The sequence below is a fragment of the Zhihengliuella salsuginis genome (assembly GCF_014651715.1).
Lineage (GTDB): Bacteria > Actinomycetota > Actinomycetes > Actinomycetales > Micrococcaceae > Zhihengliuella > Zhihengliuella salsuginis.
On sequence record NZ_BMXK01000010.1, the window covers coordinates 61,153 to 85,748 of the forward strand.

Genomic DNA, 24,596 nt, shown 5'->3' on the forward strand with positions numbered 1-24,596 from the left:
GGGGTCAGTGCGGCAGGATCTGGTCCGCCGTGGTCTCCGTCGCCTTGAGACGCAGGATGAGGTGGCGCGACTGGGTCGGCCCGTACGGCAGGACGGGGACGGCCTTCGTGTAGTCGACGGAGGCCTCGTGGATGGCCGTGTTGCACATGCGGATCGCCTGGCGGAGGTTGTTCAGCTGCGAGCGCACGTAGTCCGGGTCGACGACGCGGCCGTGCCCGGGGACGACGACCGAGTAGAGCTCGTCGATCGCGATGATCTTGCCGAGGGTCTTGCGCCACTCGTACGGGTAGGAGTCCTCGAACTCGGGGTGGGCGCCCTCCTCCACGAGGTCGCCGGCGAAGAGCACGTTGCCGGAGCCGACGAGCAGGTCGCCGGAGGTGTGCCCGCGGCCCAGGTGGAAGAGCGTGACGGTGTAGCCGCCCAGGTCGAGGTCGACGGGCTCGTCCGCGACGGTCTTGTTCGGCAGGCGCAGTTCGGTCCAGGACCCGTCGGCCGCGGCCATGGCCGGCTCGCTGTCCGCGACGAGCGGGCGCTGCTTCTCGCCGGCGGACTCCATGGCCTCGGCGGCGGCGGAGTGCGCCCAGACGTCCTTGACGCCGTGGGCGGCGAAGTAGGCGTTGCCGAAGTAGTGGTCCGCGTGCGCGTGGGTGTTGACGACGACGAGCGGCAGGTCGGTGACTTCGCGGATGGCCGCATGGATGGTCTCGGCCTCGCCGGGCCCGGCGCCGGTGTCGATGACGACGGCGCGCTCGTCGCCGATGACGAGTCCGATGTTGGCCTTGAATGCCGGGAGGGTCAGGACGTACGCCCGCTCCCCTACTTTTTCCCAGCTCGATTCCGTGGGCTTCTGAGTCATCGTCGTCCTTCCGCCGCGCCTGATACGTGAAGCCAGCCTAACGCGTTCGGAACGCCGTGCACGCTCATGACGTGCGCCCGCGGCGAACGAGGCCGGCCGTCAGACGGCGGGTCCAACTCCCGCCGCCCGCGGCTACACCGCCCGCATCGGCCTATGCTGGGATGAACCACGTTCTGACGAAGGAGCTGCCATGTCACGCATCATTTCCACGGGTCTCGCGAAAGCCGGCCTGCTCATGGGCTACAAGGTCGCCAGCGAGACGGGCGACCGCCAGGCCGGCGGCACCGTGCTCGCCGCCTGCGGCGTCGCGGCCTTCACCGTCTGGCAGCGCGACGCCGGCACGGCCCGCGCGGCCGCGCTCACCGGCACCTACGTCGCCGCCTTCGGGCTGTCCCACCCCCTGGCCAAGAGGATCGGCGCCTGGCCGGCGGTGTTCGCCGTCACCGGCGCCACGGCCCTCGCGTCCATGATCTTCGGCGGGCGGCGGAAGCCCCGCGCAGCGAAGGCCGGGTAGCGTCCGGCACGGGCACCATTCTGCGGGCGCGACCGCGTAGGGTCTGAACCCACGACACATCACGCACGGGGGTTCCATGTTCTTCTCGTCCGCCACGGGACGGCTCGTCTATTCGGCCAGCGATCTGGTCACGGCCAGCACCTGCGAGTACGCCACGCTCGTCACCCTCGACGACAAGCTGGGCCGGCGTCCCGCGCCCGACGTCGCCCGCGACGAGATGCTCGAGCGTGCCGCGCGGCTGGGCGACGACCACGAGCACCGAGTCCTCGAATCCCTCACAGCCGAGCACGGCCGGTGGGAGCCGGGCGGCACCGGCGGCGTCCTCGCCCTGCCCAGCCCGGGCGACACGTCGGCCGAGGTGCTGGAGGCACGGCGACGCGAGACCCTGGACGCGTTGGCCTCCGGCGCCGACGTCGTCTTCCAGGGCACCTTCTGGGACGGGAGCTTCGTCGGCTACGCCGACTTCCTGGTCCGGGACGACGACGGCCGCTACGCCGTGTGGGACACCAAGCTGGCGCGCCACGCGAAGACGACGGCGCTGCTGCAGATCGCCGCGTACGGCGACCAGCTGATCGCCGCGGGGCTCTCCCCCGCCGACGACGCCGTGCTGGTCCTCGGCGACGGCGAGCACTCGGTGCACCCGCTGGGGCCGCTGATGTCCGTCTTCCGGGAACGCCGCGCCCGGTTCCTCGCGCTCGTCGACGAGCACCTGAGTCGCGACGCCCCGGTCGAGTGGGACCAGCCGGGACTGGCCGCCTGCGGCCGGTGCGACTACTGCCGACTCGAGGTCGAGGCCCGCGACGACCTGCTGCTGGTGGCCCGCATGTCGCTGCCGATGCGCAAGAAGCTGCGCGCCGCCGGCGTCACCACCGTCGCCGACCTCGCCGAGATCACCGCCACGACGCTCGGCGCCTCCGCTCTGCCCGGCCCTGTCGAGCGCCTGCGCGACCAGGCGCGGATGCAGTCGGGAGCCGAGCCCGGCGACGGGCACGCCCCCGGGGACCCGTCACTGCGCTACCGGCTCGTCGGCGCCCACACCGTCGGGCGCCTGCCCGCGGCGGATGCCGGGGACCTGTTCTTCGATTTCGAGGGCGACCCCATGTACCAGGAGGGATCCGACGGCTCGTGGGGCCTGGAGTATCTCTTCGGCGTCGTCGAGAACGACGCCGCCGCGACCGTCTTCCGCCCCTTCTGGGCCCACAGCCGCGCCGAGGAACGCCGGGCGTTCCTGGACTTCGTCGACTACGTCGAGGAGCGGCGGGAGCGCTTCCCCGGGATGCGCATCTACCACTACGCCGCCTACGAGAAGACGGCGCTGCGGAACCTGTCCCTGCGGCACGGCGCGCGCGAGGACACCATCGACGAGTGGCTGCGCACGGGCCTCCTCGTCGACCTCCTCGAGACCGTGCACGCCTCGCTGCGCATCAGCGCGGACTCCTACTCGATCAAACGCCTCGAGCCGTTCTACATGGGCGAGGAGCATCGCGTCGGCGACGTCACCAACGCCGGGGCCTCGGTGGTCGCCTACGCGCACTACACCGACGCCCGCGACGCGGAGGACGCAGCCGGCGCGGCCGACATCCTCGAATCGATCCGCGCCTACAACGAGTACGACTGCGTCTCGACCCTGCGCCTGCGCGACTGGCTCCTGGACCTTGCCGCCCGGCGCGCCGCAAGCGAAGGCGACCCTCCGGCCGCCACGGATCCGCCCGTCGCCCACGAGGCGCCGGAACGCGACGACGTCGAGCCCACCGCGTCCGAACGCCGCCTCGCCGAGTTCCTCGAATCGCTGCCCGCGGACCGCGCGCCGGATAGCCGCGAGCAGGCGGTCGCCCTCGTCTCGGCGGCCACGGGCTTCCACCGCCGCGAGCGCAAGCAGTACTGGTGGGCGCACTTCGACCGGCTCGAATCGGACCCCGTCGAATGGCAGGAGACGCGCGACGTCGTCATGATCGCCTCGGCCCGCGTGGTCTCCGACTGGGAGAAGCCGACACCACGTTCCCAGACGCTGTCCCGCACGCTCAGCTTGCGCGGCACGGCGTCGGAGGGCTCCGACGTGCGCCCGGGGTCGACGTGGTTCGCGATGTACGCGGCACCCGCTCCGCTCGAGCTCCACAACGAGGAGAAAAACGGCCCATACGACGCCGGGGCCCGCGGCGGAACGTTCAAGCTCACCGTGGACGAGGCGATCCGGCGCGCCGACGGCACCGTGGCGCTGACCGTCACAGAGAGCACGTACCGCGGCGCGAGTCCGCACAGCGAGCTGCCGATGGCGCTCACGCAATCCCAGCCGATCGCCACCAAGTCGATCGAGGAGGCGCTCGGCGAGGTCGCGGACGATGTCGCGGCAACCCTTCCCGTCCTCCCGGCCACGGCGGCGCTGGACCTGCTCCAGCGCATCCCCCCGCGGCTGTCAGGCGACGCGCCCCTGCCGGTTCCGGCGGAGACGGCCACCGGCCACGACTTCACAGCCGCCGTGCTCGGCGCCGTCGAACGCCTCGATCGCTCCTACCTCGCGGTTCAGGGGCCGCCCGGCACGGGCAAAACGTTCGTCGGGTCCCACGTGATCGCCGCGCTGGTGGAGCGGGGCTGGAAGATCGGCGTCGTCTCCCAGGGCCACGTCACCGTAGACGGGATGCTGGCCAAGGCGATTGCCGCGGGAGTGGACCCGGCGCGTGTCGCCAAGGAGCCCAAGGCCGGCAGCACCGAGCCCGCGTGGGAGAACACGAGCAAGAAGGACATCACGCGGCTGCTCGGCGAGCCCGGCGGGGCCCTGGTGGGCGGCACCGCGTGGACGATGACGGGTCGGACGGTCCCCCGCGGCAGCCTGGACCTGCTGGTTGTCGACGAGGCGGGCCAGTTCTCGCTCGCGAACACGCTGGCCGTCGGCGTCGCCACGAAGAACCTGCTGCTGCTCGGCGACCCGCAGCAGCTGCCGCAGGTCACGCAGGGCACCCACCCCGTGCCCGTGGACGATTCCGCACTCGGCTGGCTCTCGGCCGGGCACGCGACCCTGCCGCCGGCGTTCGGCTACTTCCTCTCCGACTCGTGGCGCATGCATCCAAAGCTGTGCGCCGCGGTGTCCAGGCTCAGCTACGACGGCCAGCTCGCATCCGCCCCGGCCGCATCCGAACGCCGGCTCGATTCGGTGGAGCCCGGCGTGGAGACCGTGATCGTACCCCACGCGGGGAACACGGTGTCCTCACTCGAGGAGGCCGACGCCGCCGTTCGCCTGGTCCGCGAGCACCTGGGATTGACGTGGGAGGACGAACACGGCCCGCGCGCCGCCGATCAGGGCGACGTGCTCGTGGTCGCCGCGTACAACGCCCAGGTGCAGTTGCTGCGCGAGAAGCTGGATGCCGCCGGACTCGACAAGGTCGCCGTGGGCACCGTCGACAAGTTCCAGGGCCAGGAGGCACCGGTCGCGATCTTGTCGCTCGCCTGCTCCGCCCCGGCCGACGCGGCCCGCGGCCTCGAGTTCCTCCTCAACCGGAACCGGCTCAACGTCGCCGTCTCCCGCGGCAAGTGGAAGGCGTTCATCGTCCGTTCCGGGCAGCTGACCAACTACCTGCCGGCCACCCCGGGGGCCATGGTCGAGCTCGGCGCCTTCCTCGAACTCAGCCCGACGGCCCCCGTCGTGCTAGAACGGAACGCATGAGCCAACAACGCGCACTCGCCCACGCCCGTGTGCGGCCCACCGGCCTGGGCTGCATGAACGTCACCCACGGCTACTCGTCGTTCCCCAGCCGGGACGACGCCGTCGGCCTGTTCCGCGCTGCGCTCGACGCCGGCGTCGACCACTTCGACACCGCCACCCTGTACGGCCACGGTGCCAGCGAGGAGCTCCTCGGCGAGGCTCTCGGAAACCGCCGCGACGAGATCTTCCTCGCCAGCAAGTGCGGCCTCCGCCGGACCGAGGAGGGGCAGACGGTCGTCGACGGCGAGCCGGCCTCCATCAAGCGCCAGGCCGAGGCCTCGCTGCGGCGCCTCGGCACGGACGTGATCGACCTCTACTACCTGCACCGGCTCGACCGGAGGGTACCGATCGAGGACAGCGTCGGCGCGCTGGCCGAGCTCGTGGACGAGGGGAAGATCCGCTCGATCGGCCTCTCCGAGGTCTCCGTCGCCACACTCGAGCGCGCCGAGGCCGTCCACCACATCGCCGCGGTCCAGAACGAGTACTCGCTCGCCACCCGCAACCCCGAGCTGGGAATGCTCGACACCTGCCGGGACAACGGCACCACCTTCGTCGCGTTCTCCCCGCTCTCTCGCGCGATGCTCGCCGGCACGCTCGAGCGCCCGTGGGAGCTGCCGGCGGCGGACATCCGCAGTTTCATGCCGCGCTTCACCGCGGAGAACTACCCCGGGAACATGCTGCTCGTCGACGCGCTCCGGCCCATCGCCGACGGCCACGGCATCACGCTCGCGCAGTTGGCACTCGCCTGGGTGCACGCCCACGGCGACCACGTCGTCTCGATTCCGGGCACCGCGGACCGCGGCCACCTGCTCGAGAACTCGGGGGCCGACGACGTCGTGCTCGACGACGCGGCCGTCGCCGCCTGCTCCGAGATCGTCAACCAGGCGACCATCAGCGGCGCCCGCTACACCGACGGACAGCAGTCGACCATCGACTCCGAGGACTTCCCCGGCTGACCGGGGCTACTTCGCGGGCCCGGCGGCCTCGTCGGGGAAGATCTGGCCCACGGGCTGGCGCTTCTCCGCCTGGAAGGCGTCCTCCGCGCGGCCGTACGCCCAGTATGCGGAGAGCGACATGCGCTTGCGCCCGACGCCGCGGGTCTCGGTCAGGTAGGCGCGCAGCCGCTTGATCGTCTCGCGCTCGCCATGGGCGAACACCTGCACGTCCCCCTCGTGCCAGTCGCCGGAGACGACGGCGTCGACGAGCCCCGTCGTCTCCGGCGTGAATGCTCCACCGCGGTGGAGCCAGTGGACGCGGACGCCCTCCGGCGCGTCGAGCTCGACCTCGTCCGCGGCGGACGCGACCTCGAGGTAGGCCTCGCCGCGGGCGTTGCGGGCCATTCCTTCGAAGGCGGTGCAGATCGCCGGCAGTGCCGACTCGTCGCCCACCAGCAGGTGCCAGTCCGCTTCCGGTTCGGGTGCGTACATTCCGCCGGGACCCATGAAGCAGACATTGTCCCCCGGGGCGGCCTGCGCCGCCCACGGGCCCGCGAGCCCCTCGTCGCCGTGGTAGACGAAGTCGACGTCGATCGTCCCCGCCTCGTGGTCGACGCGGCGGACCGTGTAGGTGCGGCGGACCGGCATCTGCTCCGGCGCGAGCCGGGTCGCCAGCTCCTCCATGTCGTACGGCGGAACTAGTCCCAGGGCGGGGTCCGCGAAGAGCAGTTTGATGTACTTGTCGGTGGCCGGCTTGTCCTGGAACCCGGCGAACCCCTCGCCGCCGAGGGTGAGCCGGACGAAGTGGTCGTTCAGCCAGCGCGTGGCGACGACCTCCAGAACAACCTGGGGCTTGGGGCCACGGGCGGGGCGCGGATCGGCCATGTTCTCAGTACTCCTTCGTCGACGCGCGCGCTGCGGGAGCGCACCTGAGTTAGGTTGCCCTAAGCGCCAAGGGTTTGCAAACGCGCCTCACACCCGCACCGGGCGCTGGCGGCCGCCACGGACCGGCTATAGTGGGACCAGCTTCACGAGAGGCGGCCACACCAGGGCTCCGACCCGGCCGCACACCAACCCCATGCTCGAAGAGACAACCGGCAGCACCGGCCTTCCAGGCCGGCCGCGGCCATCGTGGGTGGTTCGGATGACGAAGCGGCCTGGCGCAGACCGCGCCCGGGCAAGAGCAACGAAGGATCCCCACATGTCCCTCATCTTCGCCGACCGCGCCGATGCCTCCACGTTCGACTGCGACTCCTCCGAGGACGGGCACCACCTCGGCTCCGACGGAATCGTCTCCGTCATCGAGGCAGCCATCAACCACCGCCACAGCACGGTCCGCGCCACCATCACAGGCCTGCACCGCGCGAGCGGACGGATCGACGTCCTCCTGGCGACCGGCGGGGCGTTCAGCGCCTACCACCACGAGCTCGCCGCCGTCGCGGCGCACCTGCCCATCGGCAGGGCGTGCCGCTGGGTGCCCGGGGCCTCGGCGCTGATCGGGCCCCGCGTGGGCTCCGGCCGCGAGCGGACGCGGCGCGTCCTCAGCGTCTCGCGGCAGCCGCCGGCACCGTGCCCCCAACCGGCCGCCGCGCCCCGGACCGTGCCGCAGGCCGCGGATGCGGCACCCGCCCACTGACGCACCGGCTCAGCTGAAGAGCGGATCCCCGAGGAATTCGCGGAGCGCCGCCCGGCGCTCCGCGGGGATCCGCAGCAGCCGCTCCGCGGCGGTGGAGTAGAAGGCGAGGGTCGTCGTCGCGCGCACGCACTCGTGCCCGTCGACGGGGTCTCGGAACGTGTAGCTCAGGTCGAAGCTGGCCGCCTTCACCGCCGAGACCCAGACGTCAATGGGTGCGGGCACGTTGCGGTAGTCGAGCGGGCGGACGTAGCGGACCCGGTGCTCGACGACGAGCGTCTGCGTGTCCGCGGGGACGCTCGTGAAGAGGTCGACGGCGGGTTCGGCGCCCGGCCGGCCCGTCCCGCCGGGGACGCCGAAGGCGGCGATGCGCGCCTCCTCCATCATGCGCACCAGGTTCACGTTGTTGATGTGCCCGTACGCGTCCATGTCGGCCCACCGCATCGGCACCTCGACGGTCAAGCGACGTCCCGTCATCGGTTCCCCTTCCCACGGCGCGTCAGCGCCTGCGCGGCCCGTGCCGCGCGATCCTAGATGACGCCGAGTTCGCGCAGCTGCGTGCAGATCGTCTGGCCGTCCGGGCCGTACACCCAGGGAACGCCGGGCGTCGCGTTGACCGTGTGGTCCGATCGCCCGCCGGCGAGCACGGCCTCCGAGGGCGTCAGCTGGCGGATCACGATGGCGCGCACCTGGTCCGGGTGGCGCTTGGCGAACTCGGCGTAGATCTCCGGGTCGTGCTGGCCGTCGTCTCCGATGAGGACCCACTTCACAGCGGGGAACTCCTGGGCCAGGCGCCGCAGCTCGTCGACCTTGTGCTGCATGCCGGAGCGGAACCAGCGGTTCTCGGTCGGGCCCCAGTCGGTGAGCAGGAGCGTCCCTTTCGGGAAGAGGTTTCGGCTGAGGAAGCGGGTCAGGGTCGCCGCCGCGTTCCAGGCGCCGGTCGACAGGTAGAGCACGGGGGCGCCCGGCCACTTCTCGACGAGCCGCTCCATCATGACGGCCATGCCGGGCGTCGCGACGCGGGCGTGCTCCGAGAGGACGAACGAGTTCCAGGCGGCCAGCAGGGGGCGCGGGAGCGCTGTGACGACGACCGTGTCGTCGACGTCGCAGATGATGCCGAACGCTCCCTCCTCGTCGATCACCTGGACGGCGACCGTCGCGGGCTCGGACCCCTCGGACGTCAGCACGACCTCGTGCCAGCCGGGCTCGAGGTCGACGGCGATCCGGACGTCGAGCACCCCGCCGCGGTCCGCGTCGAGGTAGAAGGTCTGCCCGCCGATGCGCGCCTCGACCTCGGCGTACGGAATGGGCGGGGAGATGAAGTTGCGCCATCCGCGCACGCCGTCGGCGACGACCCGGCTGTGGCGGAGGCCGTTGAAGAAGGCGCCCGGCCGGGCGAGGACCACCCGGGCGAGGATGCGCACCCAGCCGTGGGAGCCGGCGTCGTCCGTGGCCCGGTCCGAGGGGACCGTCGCGAACGACGAGGCGTCGGCCCGCCCGCTGACGCCGTACCCGCGGAACGGCGTCACCGTCGGGAGGTGGCCGCGCGAGCGGGAATGGCGTTCGCGGAAGGCGTGCCAGGAGTTCTCCAGCTGGACCCCGACGTGTTCCCGGGGTGCGCCCGAGTCCTGATTCGGCTGGTCCCCGGCGGTGTTCGATGCGGACATGCGCCCAGTCTTGCACGACGCCTCACACCGCAACGAGTCGACGCGGGCCCGTTGCGGTGAACTTCAGAGTTCGCCACCGGACCCCTGACGCGGCGGCGAGCAGTCGATAGGGTGGAGTCGTGACCGAGCAGACTTCTCGCCCCGTGCCCGCCTCCCCCCAAGAATCCGCTCGCCTGCGCCTCATCGCGGAGGAAGCAGCCCGCGGCGTCGGCGACCTGCTGCGCGGCGCCTTCCGCTCCGGCCTCTCCGCCGACACCAAGCGCAACCACCACGACCTGGTGACCGAGTACGACCACGAGAGCGAACGCCGTATCACCGCGCACCTCGCGTCCGCCGTCCCGGACAGCCGGTTCCGCGGCGAGGAGGGCGGCACGCACGGTTCCGGGCGCGTGGAGTGGATCATCGACCCGATCGACGGGACCAGCAACTTCGCGCACGGCGTCGCGTTCTTCTGCGTCTCGATCGCCGCCGCCGTCGACGGCGAGGTCGTCGCCGGCGTCGTGTACGACCCGGTGGCCGGGCTCATGTTCGCCGCGGATTCCGCCGGCGCGTACCTCGACGGCGAGGTGCTGCGCCCGGTCGCGGCCGCCGACGAACGCCAGGCGTCCGTGATGACCGACTTCCCGTCGGCCGAGGCCATCGACATCGACGGCCGGGCCTGCCTCGACGCCTTCGCCGAGCTCGTCACCGCCTACGCGACCGTGCGCCGCAAGGTCTCCGGGGCGCTCGAGCTCGCCCACGTCGCCGCGGGCTGGACGGACATCACCCTCGGATTCGACACCAACCCTTGGGACGTCGCCGCCGGCGCCTTCCTCGTCACCCAGTCCGGCGGCACCTACCGCGCCTTCGAATACGACGGCGCCGCGCGCCCCGCGCACGAGGCCCCCACCTACCTGGCCCACGGCCCGGGCGCGGACGCCGCGACGGCGACCGCCGTCGTCGAACGGATCATGGCCCGACGCACGGCGGCGGGCTACCGGGGCAAAACCCGGTAGCCCGCCGCGTCGGCCGCGCTCGGCGGCAAGGGTGCGAACCTGACTACTGCATGGTGCCCTCGGCGGCCGAGCACACGGCCTCGGCTCCGGAGCCCGACGCGCTCCTCTCCGACACGACGGCGCCGGACTCGTCGAGGATGCGGCAGGCGACTTCGCCGGTGGACCCGTCCGCGTTCGTGACGACGACCGAGCCGAAGATCGGGTTGGCCTCGACCTGCTCGCTCAGCGTCTCCCCGCCGGCGAGGGTCTGCGTCGACGAGGCCACGTCGTCGAGCGTGGTCAGGAAGACGACCTCGGCCTGCTCCTCGGAGGCGGCCTCGAACGTGAAGCTCGCGGTCTCGCCGGCGGCCTCGCCGAAGAACGAGAAGGCGGCCGAGATCAGGATCGTCCAGACCACTGCGATGATCAGCGAGAGGATGCCGGTGATCAGGCCGGTGATCGCGAAGCCCTTGCGGTGGCGCTTCTTGACCAGGGCGACGATGGAGACGATCACGGCCGCCGCACCCACGGCGAACGCCGCGTAGTGCACGAACGGGATGAACGACAGGCAGATCGCCACGATGCCGAGCACCATGGCGGTGATCGTGATGCCGCTGGCCTTCTGCGGCTGCGGGGCCTGGCCGTACGGGGCCTGTCCGGGGGTCTGGCCGTAGGGGCTCTGCTGCGGTTCGGCGGCGGGCGGTGCGGGCCACCCGCCGGTCGCGTCTCCCAACGCCGGAGGAGCCTGCGGGGCAGGAGGAGCCTGCGGCGTCTCGGGCTGCTGCGGGGCCTCCGGGTTCTGCGGGGTTTCGGGCTGCCGCGGGACGTCGCCGTCGGAGCCGGCACCGTGTTTCGGGTCGTTCGGGTTCTGCGGGGTCTCTGTCATGTTGGCCTCCTGAGCGCGCGAGTGGTTACGTACCCAACTTTATGCACCCGAGGTCGCTCAGTTCATCATCCTAAATGGGTAAATTCGTCCGGTCCGAGGTCGCGCGCGGCCACGGACTTGCGGTACGTGGCGTACGGGCTGAAGTCCGCCTGCCCCGGCCGGCCCCAGACGACGAGCATCCGCAGGTCGCCGTCGCCCGTGTTCGCCGCGTCGTGCCCGGTTCCCGGGGCGCACAGCACGGATTCACCCGGCGTCAGGTCGTAGACGACGCCGTCGACATCCATCCGTGCGGACCCGGACAGGACCAGGTAGAACTCCTCGAGATCGTCGTGGGCGTGAAACCCTTCGCTCGCCCCGGGCTCCAACGTCCAGGTCTGGATGGCGACCGGACGTGTCATGGCGTCCGCGAAATGGAACTGGATCGCCGTGCTGCCCTCCCCGCCGTGAAGGGCATGGTCGAAGGCCGCGTACGCGTCACGTTCCATCATCGTCGCGTTGTCCTTTCGCGTGTTCTCAGTCGGGGAGCGCGCCGAGCCGCAGACCGATCCGGTGACCGGCCTGGCGGCAGGCGTCCGCCAGCGAGGGCAGGTCCTCGGTGGCGACCCGGTAGTACGGCGCAGCTATCAGCACTGCGGCGACGACCTCGCCGCGGTGGTCCCGCACAGGGGCCGCAACACCCACCTCTTCATCCGACGTCTCGCCGTGGTTGACCGCGTAGCCATCGCGTCGGACGTTGTCCAGGCGCTGCAGGTACGCGTCCATATCGACCGGGCCGTCGAAGCGGACCCGGCCGTCGTCGATCAACCCGCGCACACGCCCGGCGCCCCTGTGCGCGAGGAAGACCTGGACGCTCGCGCTCCATCCGGTGTTGTAGCGGCTGCCCATAGCCGACGTGTGCTTCACCTGCCGCTTGCTGGGGATCTGCTCGACCGTCACGGCGGCGCCTCCGTCCCAGATGTTCAGCGCTGCGGTCTCCCCCGTCGCCTCGGACAGGGCCGTCAGTTCGTCCATCGCAAGGCGCCGCACGTCGAGGTTCGCGAGCAGCGGGCCGGCAACCGCGATGAGCCCCAGTCCGAGCCGGTACTTGCGCGTGGGTTCGTCCCGCTCGACGATCTGCTCATGCTCAAGCGTCGCGAGGATACGCGAGACACTGGACTTGTGCAGCCCGACATGGGCCGCGATCTCCGTGACGCCCTGCAGAGGTTCCGCGACGGTGAAACAGCGCAGCACGTCGACGACATTGACGATGACCGAGGCACCGCGCCCCTCGGACCGCTCGGCAGTCTGTTCCACCATCGCGCTTCCCTTCGCGTCGAATCCGCGGCAGCCGGTGGGACCCGAGGCCCGGAGCCCACCGGCGTCCCGTCAGGCGTCGACGATGTTGTTCTCCGGGCCGAAGCCGAACTTGGTGATGTTCTCGGCGCCGGTCTCGCCGACCACGAGAATATCGTGCTCTCGGTAGCCGCCCGCTCCCGGCTCGCCGTCGGCCACGGTGATCATCGGTTCCATCGAGACGACCATGCCGGGCTCCAAGACGGTGTCGATGTCCTCGCGGAGCTCCAGGCCGGCCTCACGCCCATAGTAGTGCGAGAGGACGCCGAAGGAGTGGCCGTAGCCGAAGGTCCGGTTCGGCAGCAGGCCGTGGCCGATGTAGATCTCGTTGAGCTCGGCGGCGATGTCCCGGCAGACGGCGCCGGGCTTGATGAGCTCCAGGCCGCGGCGGTGCACCTCGACGTTGATGTTCCACAACCCCAACGAGCGCTCGTCCGGCTGACCCAGGAACAGGGTGCGCTCCAGTGCCGTGTAGTAGCCCGAGGTCATCGGGAAGCAGTTCAGCGAGAGGATGTCCCCGCGCTGCAGCCTGCGGGTGGTGGCCCAGTTGTGGGCGCCGTCGGTGTTGATGCCGGACTGGAACCAGACCCAGGTGTCGCGGACTTCCTGCTCCGGGAAGGTCCTGGCGATCTCGTGGACCATCGCCTCGGTGCCGATGAGCGCGACCTCGTACTCGGTGATGCCCTCGCGGATGGCGGCCTTGATGGCCTCGCCGCCCAGGTCGCCGATGCGCGCACCGTGCTTGATGACCTCGATCTCCTCGGCCGACTTGAGCATGCGCTGGCGCATGGCGTCCTGGGAGACGTCGAGCAGCTCGGCGCCCTCGAAGGCGGCCTGGATGCGGTCGCGGGTCGCCAGCGGCAGGGCGTCGTCCTCGACGCCAATGCGGGACGCCTTGACGCCCGCCCGGCGCACGGCCTCCTGCAGGCCGAAGTAGAAGTTGTCGCGCTTCCAGTCCGTGTAGACGATGTTGTCGCCGTAGCTGGTCCGCCACGGCATGCCGGCGTCGATGTTCGCGGTGATGGTCACCGACTCCTCGGCCGTGACGACCAGTGCGTAGTTGCGGCCGAACGTGGTGTAGAGGAAGTCGGAGTAGTACTTGATGCCGTGGTAGCTGGTCAGGATGACCGCGTCGAGCTGCTGGGCGGCCATGATCCGGCGCAGCCCGGCCAGGCGGCGCTCGAACTCCGCGTCGGAGAACGTCAGTTTCTGCTTGGATCCGTTGTGCAGGGTCTTCAGACGCTCGAGTTCGGCGACGGAGCCGGCGGTGGTGGTCGAGGCGATGGTCATTGTCATTCCTTTCGTACGGCGCCGCAGCGCAGTGGTTGGTGTGTGTCGTGATGGTCTAGTGGTGCCGCAGCTCGCTGCGGCTGGTCTCCGCGGACATCGCCACTGCGACGAGGGAGACGACGGCGGCGGCCATGAGGTACCAGCCCGGCGCCAGGTCGCTGCCCGTGGACGCGATCAGCCAGGTGGCGACGAGCGGCGCCGTGCCGCCGAAAACCGCGTTGGCGAGGTTGAAACTGACGGCGAATCCGGAGTATCGGACCCGGGTGGGGAACATCTCCGCCAGGAAGCTCGGGAGCGTTCCGTCGTTGAGGGTGAGCATGGCGCCCAGCAGGATCTGGACGAGCACGATGACGGCGAAACTCCCGGTGCCGAGCGCGAGGAACGCCGGCCCGGTAAGGATGATGAAGGCGATCGACGCGCTGATCAGCACGCGTTTGCGCCCGAACCGGTCAGAGAGCATACCCGTGACGAAGATGAAGCCGACGTAGGTGAGCAGCGCGACGGTCGTCGCGAGGAACGAGGCGGTCTCCTCCAGACCGATCTCCCGGGAGAGGTAGGTCGGCATGTAGCTGAGGATGACGTAGAACCCGACGGCATTGAGCAGTACGGCGCCAGCCGCCTGCACCAGCTTCCGCCAGTGGTTCCGGAACAGCGACCCCACGGGCGCCTTGGCGGACTCGTCCTCGTGCTCCAGCTCCCGGAAGGCGGGGGTGTCCTCGAGCCTGGTGCGGATGTAGCGGCCGATCAGGCCCATCGGCGCGGCCAGCAGGAACGGCAGGCGCCACCCCCAGTCGGACATCTGCTGCGGATCGAGCGTCGCGGAGAGCAGCGCTGCCACGAGCGACCCCAGGAGCAGCCCGGTTGCCGTGCTGGCGGGAACGACCGCCGCGTACAGGCCGCGGCGATTGGCCGGCGCGTACTCCACGAGGAACGCGGAGGCGCCGGCGTACTCGCCGGAGGCGGAGAAGCCCTGGACCACGCGGAGCGCCAGGAGCGTCAGCGGCGCCCACACGCCGATGACGGCGTAGGACGGGATCAACGCGATGCAGAACGTCGCGAGGGACATGAGCAGGATCGACCAGGACAGTGCCGTCCGACGCCCGATCCGGTCGCCCAGATGCCCCCAGACGAATCCGCCGAGCGGGCGGACGAAGAAGGAGATGGCGAAGAGGCCGAACGTGAGCATCAGTCCCGTCTGCGGGTCCGACTCCGGGAAGAAGACGGCCGTGATCGTGACGGCGAGATACCCATATACGGCGTAGTCGAACCATTCGACGAAGTTCCCGATGAAGCTGGCAGCGACGACGCGGCGCCTGGTGGCGGGATCCACAGATTCACCTGCGGAGTCGGCACTCTCGGCAGGAATTTCCGAGCTGGACGCGAGGAGCGCGTGGCCCGAGTTCTCGTGTTTCGACATGGCGTTGAACCTCACAGGGCTTGGGTTCGTTGCATTCACTGCAACCGTGTTGCGTTGAGTATTTCCCGTGATTCACGTCACGTCAAGGGGTAGGCGAGACTCATAAGAACTCCCGTGCGCTCGGCACGGTGCCCAACAAAGGATTCCCGGAGGAAGAAGTCGCAGCCGACGCAGGGGCACGCCGACGAATCGATATGCCCGATCAGAGCGTCTCGATAGCGAGCAGGGGCGAGGCCACGGTCGCCGCAATCGACAGACGACGGCGACAACGACGCCAGACGCCGAACGCCTGACGGATTTCGCCACTCGGGGCTATACTGGACGGCTGAAGGAAAAGCGTCTGCGCCCGCCATTCCAGCTAGGCGCAGATGCGGCCGGGCTCCGCCCACATTCGGGTCGAGTCCGTCGCCCCGAGGCGATGCTCGGGTCACCGCCTTGGGAGGAATTTAGTCATGACGCCAGCAACGTCGACCCCGTCCGCGGCCCGACGTCAGGACATCCGCCGCTGGCGGCGCTACCTGGCCGACGAACGCGCCGAGGGCGCCGTCTACCGGACCCTGGCCGAGAAGCGCTCCGGCGAGGAGCGGTTGATCCTGCTGGGCCTGGCCGAGGCCGAGCAGCGCCACGAGGAACACTGGCAGCGGATGCTCGGCGAGCACGCGGAGAGGACACCGCGCCCGTCGATCCGGCGCACCCTCCTGCGGTTCATGGCCCGGCACTTCGGATCGGTCTTCGTCCTCGCGCTCGCCCAGCGCGCCGAGGGCAATTCGCCCTATGTGAAGGACCAGGACGCGACGCGCCAGATGGCTGCCGACGAGATGGTCCACGAGGAGGTCGTCCGCGCCCTCGCCACGGCCGGGCGCAAGCGGCTGTCGGGTAACTTCCGGGCCGCCGTGTTCGGCGCCAACGACGGTCTCGTCTCCAACCTCGCCCTCGTCATGGGCATCGGCGCCACGGGCGTCTCCACCTCCGTCGTGCTGTTCTCCGGCGTGGCCGGCCTGCTGGCCGGCGCCCTGTCGATGGCCGCCGGCGAGTACGTCTCCGTCCGGTCCCAGCGCGAGCTGATGCTCGCCTCGCGCCCGACGCAGGCGACCCTGTCGGCGGCGCCGCACCTCGATCTGGACCACAACGAGCTCGTCCTCGTCTACAAGGCGCGCGGCATGTCGGCCGAGGACGCCGAGCACCGCGCCGGCGAGCGCCTCGGCTACTTCACCTGCGACTGCGATCCGTCGCTCTCGTTCCATGCCGAGGAGGAGGCCCGCCCGCAGCAGGACGAGGACGACACCATCGGCTCGTCCGTCGGCGCCGCCTCCTCGAGCTTCCTGTTCTTCGCCTCCGGCGCCGTCATTCCGATCCTGCCCTACCTCTTCGGAATGACCGGTCTGGCGGCCGTCTCCCTGTCCGTCGCGCTCGTCGGTCTGGCTCTGCTGTGCACGGGCGCCGTCGTCGGCCTGCTCTCCGGGGCGGCGCCGGGCAAGCGGGCCCTGCGCCAGCTCGCCATCGGCTGGGGCGCCGCCGCCGTCACCTACGTGCTCGGTCTCGCGTTCGGCACCTCGGTCGCCTGAGCCTGATCACCCGCTGACGGGGACCAGGTCCACTGCGGGCAGCGGATCCCGGGTCCCGTCCAGGATGTCCCCGAGCGCCGGGACCCGGACGGGGCCGCCGTCGCGCAGGGACAGCTGGGCGGCGTCCGCGACCAGCGAGGCCGCGACGGCGTCGTACGGGGTGCACGGGTTCTCCCGCTCCCCCAGGACTACCTCGGCGAAGGCCGCCAGTTCGGCCACGTAGGCGTCGTGGAACCGCTCGGCGAACGTCGTGTGCGCCGCGCCGGACGGGAATCCGACGCCGTTCTCCGCCGAACGCAGGGCCGACTTGTCGTCGAGGCCGACCATCAGGGAGCCGTTCGACCCCTGGATCTCCAGCCGGACGTCGTGCCCCGCCCCGTTGTACCGGGTGGCCGCGGCTGTGGCGACCGTGCCGTCGGCGAGGGTCAACACGGCGAGGGCCGTGTCGACGTCGCCCACGCCGCCGATCGCCGGGTCGCCGTTGTTTGAGCCGCGGGCGTAGACCTCGACGATCTCCTGCCCCGTCAGCCAGCGCAGGATGTCGAAGTCGTGGACGGAGCAGTCCCGGAACAGGCCGCCGGACGTCGCCAGGAAGTCGACCGACGGCGGGAACATGTCCCCCGTGACGGCCCGCAGGCCGTGGATCCAGCCGAGCTCGCCGGCGTCGTAGGCGCGCTTGGCGGCCAGGTAGCCGGCGTCGAAGCGCCGCTGGTGCCCGATCTGGACGACGCCGGCGGCGGCCTCGATCTCCCGCAGCAGCGGCAGCGCCGAGACGACATCGGCGGAGACGGGCTTCTCGCAGAACACGGGAATCCCGGCGGCGACGCCGGCCCGGATCAGTTCCGGGTGCGTCGCCGTCCCGGTGGCGATCAGCAGTCCGTCGATGCGCGAGGCGAGCAGCTCGTCGACGCTGCCGGCCGAGCAGACGCCGAGTTCGTCACCCACGGACCGGGCGAACTCCGCGGCGACGTCGGCGACGACGATCTCCAGACTGATGTCGCGCCGGGCGAGCTGCCCGCGCACGGTCAGGAGGTTGCGGGCGTGCATCTGGCCGATGCGGCCGACGCCCACCAGTCCGAGGGTGATGGTCTTCATGTTGAGCCTTCCTGTGGTGTTGTCGATGGCCGGGCTACCGGCCGGGGCGCCCGAGAGCCGGGCCGAAGTCGATGCCCGCCGCTGACCGGAGCCGGTCAGCAGCGTCCAGCGCCAGCCGGGAGGCCTCGAGCGGCCACTCCTGTGTCTCGAGGCGCCCGTCGGCGATGGCGCGGCTGGCTGCCGCCGCCTGGTAGTGCAATCCGGCGACCTGATCGAGCGCCGGATGCTCCCATCGGTGCCGCTCGCCGTCGGCGGTGACCACGGTCAGGCCCGCCGGTGAGTTGAAGGGGCCGTCGATGGTCAGGGAGGCCGCGCTGCCCGTGATGGTGAAGGTCGACGGGGTGAAGCCGCTCAGCGTGGTGTGCAGCGCGGAGGTCGCGCCGCCGTCGTGCTCCAGCACCGCAGAGACGTGCGTGTGCACGCCGTCCGCGCCCTCGGGGCCGTGGTACCCGGCGCCGGCCGTCGCACTGCGCACCCCGCCGAGCACGTGCGTGCTCAGCGCGAGGAGGTAGATCCCGAGGTCCATCAGCGGCCCGCCGGCCAGGTCCGGCCGGTAGGCGCGGTGGTCCTCCGGCAGGAACTCTCCGTAGTCGGCGACGACGCCCTCGATCCGGCCGAGCCGCCCCGAGTCGAGGACCTGCCGCACGACGTCGAACGCCGGCAGGTAGACGGTCCACATCGCCTCGCCCGCGAATACTCCGCGGGCGCGGGCGGCGGCGGCGATCTCGTCCGCCTGGGCGGCCGTGATGCCGATCGGCTTCTCGATCAGCACGTGCTTGCCGTGCGCGATCGCCTCAAGCGCCAGCTCCAGGTGGGCCGGGTGGGGAGTGGCGACGTAGACGATGTCGACGTCGTCGGCCGCCGCCAGCGCACCGTAGCCGCCGTGGGCCACCAGGCCGTACCGGTCTGCGAACGCCTGCGCGCGGTCCGTCGAGCGGGAGCCGACGGCCACGACGCGCTGCGTCCCGTGGGCCTGCAGCGACTCGGCGAAGCGTTCGCCGATCCAGCCGGGGCCGGCGATCCCCCAGCGCAGGGACGGGGCGAGCGCCGGGTCCGGTGTACGGGGCTCGGGAAAATCGAATGCGGTCATGAGGCGACCACGGCCGTCCACGCGCCACCGTCGGACATCGAGGCCTGCAGGGCGTCGGCGACGAGGCAGGCGGCGAGCCCGTCGCCGGCCGAGGCGAGCCCCGGATGCGGCTCGCCGCCCTCTCCCGGCACCGTGGCAAGGGAGTCGATCCAGGCGGTGAGCTCCAGGCGGTACGCGTCCTCGAAGCGGGGGCGCCAGTCGTCCGGGTACCCGGTCCCGCGCAGGCCGTCCCGGTGGGTGAGGAGCGCCGGCGACTCGGTGAATTCGACCGCGCCGTCTTCAGCGACGACCTCCAGCCGGGTGGAGTAGCCGTAGCGGCAGTTCAGGAAGAGCTCGAGGGTGGCCGTGACGCCGTTGGCGAGGCGGAGCATCATGAAGGCAGGGTCCTGTAGCCCCTCCGGCGCGCCCGAACTCGAGCGCCCCAGCGGGACCCAGCAGACCTCGCGGACCGGCGACCCGAACAGCCACGGCATCGAGTCCAGCTCGTGGATCGCCGAATTGGTGATGGCGGAGGCGGTGGTGGCGCCGCGGGCCGACGCGACGTTGCGGCTGATGCAGTGCGCCATCAGCGGCCGCCCCCACTGCCCGGCCTCCAGCCCCGAGCGGAGCTGCGCGTGCGCCGGGTCGAACCGCCGCATGAAACCCAGGGTGATGAGGCTGGAACCGTGCTCGGCGACCCAGCGCTCGTCCGCGGCGACGATCCGCCGGCAGTCGTCGACGGCGGGCGCGAGCGGTTTCTCGCAGAGCACCGGCTTGCCCGCGTCGAGGCAGGCCGTCACGAGCTCCGCGTGCGTGGAGTCGTGGGAGGCGATGACGACGGCGTCGACGCCGGGATCCGCGATCACCGCTCCGGCGTCGGACGTGCTGCGCGCGCCCGCCCCGCCGGCGACGCGGCCCGCCCTCTCAGCGTCCAGGTCCGCCACGACCGCCACCCGCGCGCCCGGAACGCTGCGGGAGAGCTGGCGGACGTGGTCGGCGCCCATGACCCCGGCCCCGATGACTCCTACATTGATCGGCATCGCATCTCCTGTGTGTCGTGGGCCCCGCGGCCGGAGGCACTCCGGAATGCGGCCGCCGTGCCGGCCCGGCCTTTCGCCGGCCGGACACGTGCACCACCAGCTTGGTGACAATAATCACGCTTGTCAATAGAATGTCATGACATACTCACTTGATGGAAGGGCCCGTACGAGCCTCACGCGTGATGGACTTCACAAAGTTTGGTTGATAGAATGACAGGACACATTTACATCAACTGCGGGAGTGGAGCTGTGGCACTGAACCTGAAGATCTCGAAGGACTCCCCCGTACCCCTGTACCACCAGGTGGTCCAGGGGTTCGAGGACGCAGTCAACGCAGGCGAGCTGCCGCCGGGGACGAAACTCGAGAACGAGATCGAACTGGCCCGCCAGCTGGGCCTGTCCCGGCCCACCATGCGCAAGGCCATGGACGAATTGGTGCGGGCTGGCCTGCTCGTGCGCAAGCGCGGCGTGGGGACCCAGGTCGTGGCGCCCAGCGTGCGCCGCCCCCTGCAGCTCTCCAGTCTCCACGACGACCTCGCCAAATCCGGCTCCCGCCCCACGACGAAGGTCCTGGAGTTCGGGACGGCCCCCGCTCCGGCGGAGGTCGCCGGGCACCTCGGCCTCGCCGCGGGCGCCGACGCCTACCACATGATCCGCCTGCGCTCTGTGGACGGGAAGCCGTTGGCCGTGATGGAGAACTGGGTCCCCCTCGCCTTCGGGACGCTCACCGAGGAGGAGCTCGCCGAGCGGGGACTGTACGACCTGCTGCGCGGCCTCGGCATCAACTTCCACCTGGCGCACCAGCGCGTCGGTGCGGCACTGGCCACGCGCTACCAGGCCGACCTTCTGGAGATGGAGCCGCGCGAGGCCGTGGTGACGATGGAGCGAACTGCCACGGACGACCAGGGACGGCCCGTCGAGACCGGCCACCACGTCTACGCGGCGGACCTCTACTCCTTCGAGATGACGCTCATGCAGCACTGACCACCATCAAGCAACCTACGGAAAGAGGCAACACGTGACTGAATGGATCCACCGCGCCGGCGAAGCCCCGCAGGGACCCTGGTTCTGCTCTCTCGGCGCCCACGACTCCGCGACCGCCGTCGGCGGCTGGAAGCACACCGGACTGCGCGTCGGCGACTTCGCCGACGGGGCTTCCGTCACTCTCGACGCCACCTCCGAGGAGCGCATCGTCGTCCCGCTCAGCGGCGACTACGACGTCACCGTCGACGGCGAGACCTACTCGCTCAACGGACGTCGATCCGTGTTCCACGGCCCGGCAGACGTGCTCTACACGGGCATCGACCGGTCCATGACGATCACCGCCCGCGGCGGTGGCCGGCTGGCCGTCGCGTCGGCACCGGCCAAGGCCGAGTACCCTGTGCGCCACCTGCGCAAGGCCGAGATCCCCGTGGAGTTGCGAGGCGCCGGCCAGTCGTCCCGCCAGGTGCAGAACTTCGGCACCCCGGCCACGCTGGAGGCGGACCGGTTCATCGTCTGCGAGGTCATCACCCCGTCGAGCAACTGGTCCTCCTACCCTCCCCACAAGCACGACAAGGAGAAGGACGGCGAGACCCAGCTGGAGGAGATCTACTACTTCGAGACGCAGCTCTCGGACGCCGCCCCGGAGGCCGTCCGCGCGAACGGCACCGCCGACTCGCACGGTTACCAGCGCGTCTACGCGTCCGACGACCGCCCGATCGACGTGGCCACCGAGGTCCGCTCCGGCGACGTCGTCCTGGTCCCCTACGGCTGGCACGGGCCGGCCATGGCCACGCCCGGCTACGACCTCTACTACCTGAACGTCATGGCCGGCCCGGGCCCCGTCCGGGAGTGGCTCATCTCCGACGACCCGCACCACGGCTGGGTCCGCCAGACCTGGGAGGACCAGGACATCGACCCGCGATTGCCGTTCACGGCCTGACTCAGCCACCACGACGCCGGCACCCACCCCTCGCGGGGCGGGTGCCGGCGTCGTTCTGCTCAGCTGCTGATGGCCACGCGCCGTCCGGTGTCGGCGCTCTCGCGCGCAGCGTCGAGGACAGCGACTGTATGCAGTACCTGGTCGAGTCGCACCGGCGGTTCCGTCCCGTCCACCAGTGCACGATGCAGGCTCCGGTAGAAGTCCGAGTAGTCCCCCGGCACCGGCTTCACCGTCCGGCGACCCGCTGCGGTGCTGAGGACACCCCACCGGGACTCGTCCTCCAGCCCCCACTCGCCCTCGAACGAGGCCGGGCGCCGGCCGGCGCGCACCAGGTCGATCTGCACGTCGGACATGCGGGAATCATACGAGCCGGAGCTCCCGTACACCGTCATCGCGCGCTCCTCACGGCGGCAGACCTTGCTGCCCGTGGCCGTGGAGTAGACGCCGTTGGCGTGATGCAGCCCGAGGCTGAAGGAGCCGTCGACCCGCTCGGCTCCGCTGCCCACCCGGTCGAGGTGGCCGTCGACCTGCACCACCGGCCCGAACAGGCAGGTGAGCTGGTCGACGACGTGCGCGCCGAGATCGCGCAGCAGGCCGTTGGCGGCACCCGGTTCGAGCGTCGCCGGATCGTCCTGGTCGAGGACGAAATGCGCCCGCCAGACGTCTCCGAGTTCGCCCGAGTCGAGGACCGACCGGAGCGTCAGCAGGTCCGTGTCCCAGCGGCGGTTCTGGTAGACCGTCAGCACCCGGTCCGCCCGTTCAGCAGCGTCGCGGAGCTCGCGGCCCGTGGCCGCGTCCGGGGCGAAGGGCTTGTCCGCCACGACGTGCACCCTGCGCTCGAGAGCTCTTAGGACGAGCTCGCGGCGCGTCTGCGGAGGCGTGCTCACAACAACGGCGTCGACGCCGGCGTCGATCAGGTCGTCGAGCGAGCTGTAGGCCGGGATCCCGGGGGCCTCGGCCGCCAGCACCCTGCGACGTTCGGCCGACCCCGTGACGACCCCGGAGAGGCTCCACTCGGCGGCCGCCTGGATGTACGGGAGGTGGGAAAGCCTCCCACCGGCGCCGAAGCCCACGAGTCCGATGCGCATGTTTGTCTCTCTCCTGTGCAGTGGTTGGAACGCAACCCGACGGAAAAGGCACGCCGGGCGCCCGGATGTCCCGAGCGCCCGGCGTGCCTTACGACGGTGCTGCTAGTGCTTCTCGCTGGAGGGGAACGCGAACGACGCGCCCGATGCCTCCGAGACCTCCGGCCAGCGGGTGGTGACCGCCTTGGCCCGCGTGTAGAAGCGGATGCCGTCCGGGCCGTAGATGTGGTGGTCGCCGAACAGCGAGTCCTTCCAACCACCGAACGAGTGCCACGCGACCGGAACCGGCAGCGGGACGTTGACGCCGACCATGCCGACCTGGATGCGGCGCGTGAACGTCCGGGCCGAGTAGCCGGAGGAGGTGAAGATCGCCGTCCCGTTGCCGTACGGGTTGGCGTTGACCAGGTGGATCGCCTCTTCGAGGGAGTCCACGCGGACGACGACGAGCACCGGGCCGAAGATCTCCTCCTCGTAGGCGCTCATCTCGGTCTTGACCTGGTCGATCAGCGTCGGGCCGACGAAGAAGCCCTCCTCGTGGTCCTCGACCACCAGGTCCCGGCCGTCGACCAGGATCGCGGCGCCGTCGGACTCCGCCTCGCCCACGATCTTCTGGACCCGGGACTTGGACGCCGGGGTGATGACCGGGCCCATGTCCGCCGACGGGTCCGTGCCGTCGGAGACCTTGACGTCCTTCGCGCGCTGGACGAGCTTGTCGACGACCAGATCGCCGGCCTCGCCGACGGCCACCGCCACGGAGATCGCCATGCAGCGCTGACCGGCTGAACCGAACGCGGCCGCGGTCAGGTGGTCGGCGGCGACGTCCATGTCGGCATCCGGCATCACGACGGCGTGGTTCTTGGCGCCGCCGAGGGCCTGGACGCGCTTGCCGTGCGCGGTGGCCGTCTCGTGCACGTACTTGGCGATCGGGGTCGAGCCCACGAACGAGATCGCGTCGACATCCGGGTGCGTCAGCAGGCCGTCGACCGCGTCCTTGCCGCCGTGCACGACGTTGAAGACGCCGTCCGGCAGACCGGCCTCCTTCCAGAGCCGCGCCATGAAGAGCGACGCCGAGGGGTCGCGCTCGCTCGGCTTCAGGATGAAGGCGTTGCCCGCCGCGATGGCCACCGGGGCCATCCACATCGGCACCATGACCGGGAAGTTGAACGGGGTGATGCCGGCGACCACGCCGACCGGCTGGCGGAAGGAGTGAACGTCGATGCCGGTGGCGACCTGGTCGGAGAAGTCGCCCTTGAGCGACTGCGAGATGCCGCACGCGAACTCGACGACCTCCAGGCCGCGGCCGATCTCGCCGGCGGCGTCGGAGAGCACCTTGCCGTGCTCGCTCGTGACGATCTGCGCGAGCTCGGCCGTGTTGGCCGCGAGCAGCTCGCGGAACTTGAAGAGGACGGCGCTGCGCTTGGCGATCGAGACGTCGGCCCAGGTGTCGGCGGCGGTCCGGGCGGCGGCGACGGCCGCGTTCAGGTCCTCGGTCGAGGCGAGCTGGAGATCGCCCGTGACCTGGCCGGTGGCCGGGTTGTAGACGGGCTGGGTCTCGGTGCCCGACCCGGCCGTCTCCTCGCCGTTGATGAAGTGGTTGATGCTGGTGGTCATGGTCTT

Annotated in this window: 22 protein-coding genes; 8 read left to right on the plus strand and 14 right to left on the minus strand. The window is 70.8% G+C overall.

Features of this window, described 5'->3' with window-relative positions; genetic code table 11:
- Positions 1-4: 4 nt before the first annotated feature.
- A complete protein-coding gene (locus IE069_RS11960) occupies positions 5-856 on the minus strand; it encodes an MBL fold metallo-hydrolase (protein WP_189350800.1) in 852 nt (283 codons plus the stop codon).
- A gap of 190 nt (positions 857-1,046) precedes the next feature.
- On the opposite strand from IE069_RS11960, the gene IE069_RS11965 reads away from it, so the two are divergent.
- The 3 genes from IE069_RS11965 to IE069_RS11975 all read left to right on the plus strand — a co-directional run bounded on the left by IE069_RS11965 (position 1,047) and on the right by IE069_RS11975 (position 6,023).
- Positions 1,047-1,370 (plus strand): hypothetical protein, encoded by a 324-nt coding sequence (locus IE069_RS11965; protein ID WP_189350801.1) that lies wholly within the window; start codon positions 1,047-1,049, stop codon positions 1,368-1,370.
- Positions 1,371-1,446: 76 nt separating this feature from the next.
- Positions 1,447-5,028 (plus strand): TM0106 family RecB-like putative nuclease, encoded by a 3,582-nt coding sequence (locus IE069_RS11970; protein ID WP_189350802.1) that lies wholly within the window; start codon positions 1,447-1,449, stop codon positions 5,026-5,028.
- A complete protein-coding gene (locus tag IE069_RS11975) occupies positions 5,025-6,023 on the plus strand; it encodes an aldo/keto reductase (RefSeq protein ID WP_189350803.1) in 999 nt (332 codons plus the stop codon). The genes IE069_RS11970 and IE069_RS11975 overlap by 4 nt, the downstream gene beginning before the upstream one ends.
- Positions 6,024-6,029: 6 nt before the next feature.
- Here IE069_RS11975 and IE069_RS11980 read toward each other — a convergent pair whose 3' ends face one another.
- Positions 6,030-6,887 (minus strand): siderophore-interacting protein, encoded by an 858-nt coding sequence (locus IE069_RS11980; protein WP_189350804.1) that lies wholly within the window; start codon positions 6,885-6,887, stop codon positions 6,030-6,032.
- 316 nt (positions 6,888-7,203) lie between these two features.
- Here IE069_RS11980 and IE069_RS11985 point away from each other — a divergent pair, with 316 nt between their 5' ends.
- A complete protein-coding gene (locus IE069_RS11985; protein ID WP_189350805.1) occupies positions 7,204-7,638 on the plus strand; it encodes a hypothetical protein in 435 nt (144 codons plus the stop codon).
- 9 nt (positions 7,639-7,647) lie between these two features.
- On the opposite strand, the gene IE069_RS11990 is transcribed toward IE069_RS11985, so the two are convergent.
- Together IE069_RS11990 and IE069_RS11995 are read right to left on the minus strand one after the other, a co-directional pair.
- Positions 7,648-8,112, minus strand: coding sequence for an acyl-CoA thioesterase (locus tag IE069_RS11990; protein WP_189350806.1), 465 nt, complete (start codon positions 8,110-8,112; stop codon positions 7,648-7,650).
- 53 nt (positions 8,113-8,165) lie between these two features.
- Positions 8,166-9,302 (minus strand): App1 family protein phosphatidate phosphatase, encoded by a 1,137-nt coding sequence (locus IE069_RS11995; RefSeq protein ID WP_189350807.1) that lies wholly within the window; start codon positions 9,300-9,302, stop codon positions 8,166-8,168.
- Positions 9,303-9,421: 119 nt separating this feature from the next.
- Between IE069_RS11995 and IE069_RS12000 the strand changes: the two genes are divergently transcribed.
- Entirely contained in the window at positions 9,422-10,297 is an 876-nt protein-coding gene (locus IE069_RS12000) for an inositol monophosphatase family protein (RefSeq protein ID WP_229791125.1), read from the plus strand.
- A 43-nt stretch (positions 10,298-10,340) separates the two neighbouring features.
- On the opposite strand, the gene IE069_RS12005 is transcribed toward IE069_RS12000, so the two are convergent.
- From IE069_RS12005 to IE069_RS12025, 5 genes are all read right to left on the minus strand, one after another.
- Entirely contained in the window at positions 10,341-11,162 is an 822-nt protein-coding gene (locus IE069_RS12005) for a hypothetical protein (RefSeq protein WP_189350808.1), read from the minus strand.
- Between the two features lie 65 nt (positions 11,163-11,227).
- Positions 11,228-11,650 (minus strand): cupin domain-containing protein, encoded by a 423-nt coding sequence (locus tag IE069_RS12010; protein ID WP_229791126.1) that lies wholly within the window; start codon positions 11,648-11,650, stop codon positions 11,228-11,230.
- A 25-nt stretch (positions 11,651-11,675) separates the two neighbouring features.
- On the minus strand, positions 11,676-12,458 hold the full coding sequence (locus IE069_RS12015) for an IclR family transcriptional regulator (RefSeq protein WP_189350809.1): 783 nt from the start codon (positions 12,456-12,458) through the stop codon (positions 11,676-11,678).
- A 69-nt stretch (positions 12,459-12,527) separates the two neighbouring features.
- Positions 12,528-13,784 carry an aminopeptidase P family protein gene (locus IE069_RS12020; RefSeq protein WP_189350810.1) on the minus strand — a complete coding sequence of 419 codons (1,257 nt, stop codon included), beginning with the start codon at positions 13,782-13,784 and terminating at the stop codon, positions 12,528-12,530.
- A 55-nt stretch (positions 13,785-13,839) separates the two neighbouring features.
- A complete protein-coding gene (locus tag IE069_RS12025) occupies positions 13,840-15,201 on the minus strand; it encodes an MFS transporter (RefSeq protein ID WP_189350811.1) in 1,362 nt (453 codons plus the stop codon).
- Positions 15,202-15,653: 452 nt separating this feature from the next.
- Here IE069_RS12025 and IE069_RS12030 point away from each other — a divergent pair, with 452 nt between their 5' ends.
- Positions 15,654-16,766, plus strand: coding sequence for a VIT1/CCC1 transporter family protein (locus IE069_RS12030; protein WP_189350812.1), 1,113 nt, complete (start codon positions 15,654-15,656; stop codon positions 16,764-16,766).
- Positions 16,767-16,772: 6 nt separating this feature from the next.
- Here the strand turns inward: IE069_RS12030 and IE069_RS12035 are convergent, their stop codons facing one another.
- Genes IE069_RS12035 through IE069_RS12045 form a run of 3 tightly spaced genes read right to left on the minus strand, consistent with a single transcriptional unit; the run spans position 16,773 to position 19,970 of the window.
- Complete coding sequence (locus tag IE069_RS12035; protein WP_189350813.1) at positions 16,773-17,861, minus strand: Gfo/Idh/MocA family protein; 1,089 nt, start codon at positions 17,859-17,861, stop codon at positions 16,773-16,775.
- A gap of 34 nt (positions 17,862-17,895) precedes the next feature.
- Positions 17,896-18,951, minus strand: a complete 1,056-nt coding sequence (locus IE069_RS12040) for a Gfo/Idh/MocA family protein (protein ID WP_189350814.1) — start codon at positions 18,949-18,951, stop codon at positions 17,896-17,898.
- Positions 18,948-19,970 carry a Gfo/Idh/MocA family oxidoreductase gene (locus IE069_RS12045; protein WP_189350815.1) on the minus strand — a complete coding sequence of 341 codons (1,023 nt, stop codon included), beginning with the start codon at positions 19,968-19,970 and terminating at the stop codon, positions 18,948-18,950. Before IE069_RS12045 ends, IE069_RS12040 begins: the two co-directional genes overlap by 4 nt.
- Positions 19,971-20,180: 210 nt before the next feature.
- On the opposite strand from IE069_RS12045, the gene IE069_RS12050 reads away from it, so the two are divergent.
- Together IE069_RS12050 and iolB are read left to right on the plus strand one after the other, a co-directional pair.
- Positions 20,181-20,954 carry a GntR family transcriptional regulator gene (locus IE069_RS12050; RefSeq protein WP_189350816.1) on the plus strand — a complete coding sequence of 258 codons (774 nt, stop codon included), beginning with the start codon at positions 20,181-20,183 and terminating at the stop codon, positions 20,952-20,954.
- A 34-nt stretch (positions 20,955-20,988) separates the two neighbouring features.
- Positions 20,989-21,894: a 5-deoxy-glucuronate isomerase gene (gene iolB, locus IE069_RS12055; protein ID WP_189350817.1), complete on the plus strand. Its 906-nt coding sequence runs from the start codon at positions 20,989-20,991 to the stop codon at positions 21,892-21,894.
- 59 nt (positions 21,895-21,953) lie between these two features.
- Here the strand turns inward: iolB and IE069_RS12060 are convergent, their stop codons facing one another.
- Both IE069_RS12060 and IE069_RS12065 read right to left on the minus strand, forming a co-directional pair.
- A complete protein-coding gene (locus IE069_RS12060) occupies positions 21,954-22,982 on the minus strand; it encodes a Gfo/Idh/MocA family protein (RefSeq protein ID WP_189350818.1) in 1,029 nt (342 codons plus the stop codon).
- A 102-nt stretch (positions 22,983-23,084) separates the two neighbouring features.
- Positions 23,085-24,590 carry a CoA-acylating methylmalonate-semialdehyde dehydrogenase gene (locus tag IE069_RS12065; RefSeq protein ID WP_189350819.1) on the minus strand — a complete coding sequence of 502 codons (1,506 nt, stop codon included), beginning with the start codon at positions 24,588-24,590 and terminating at the stop codon, positions 23,085-23,087.
- Between the last annotated feature and the right edge of the window lie 6 nt (positions 24,591-24,596).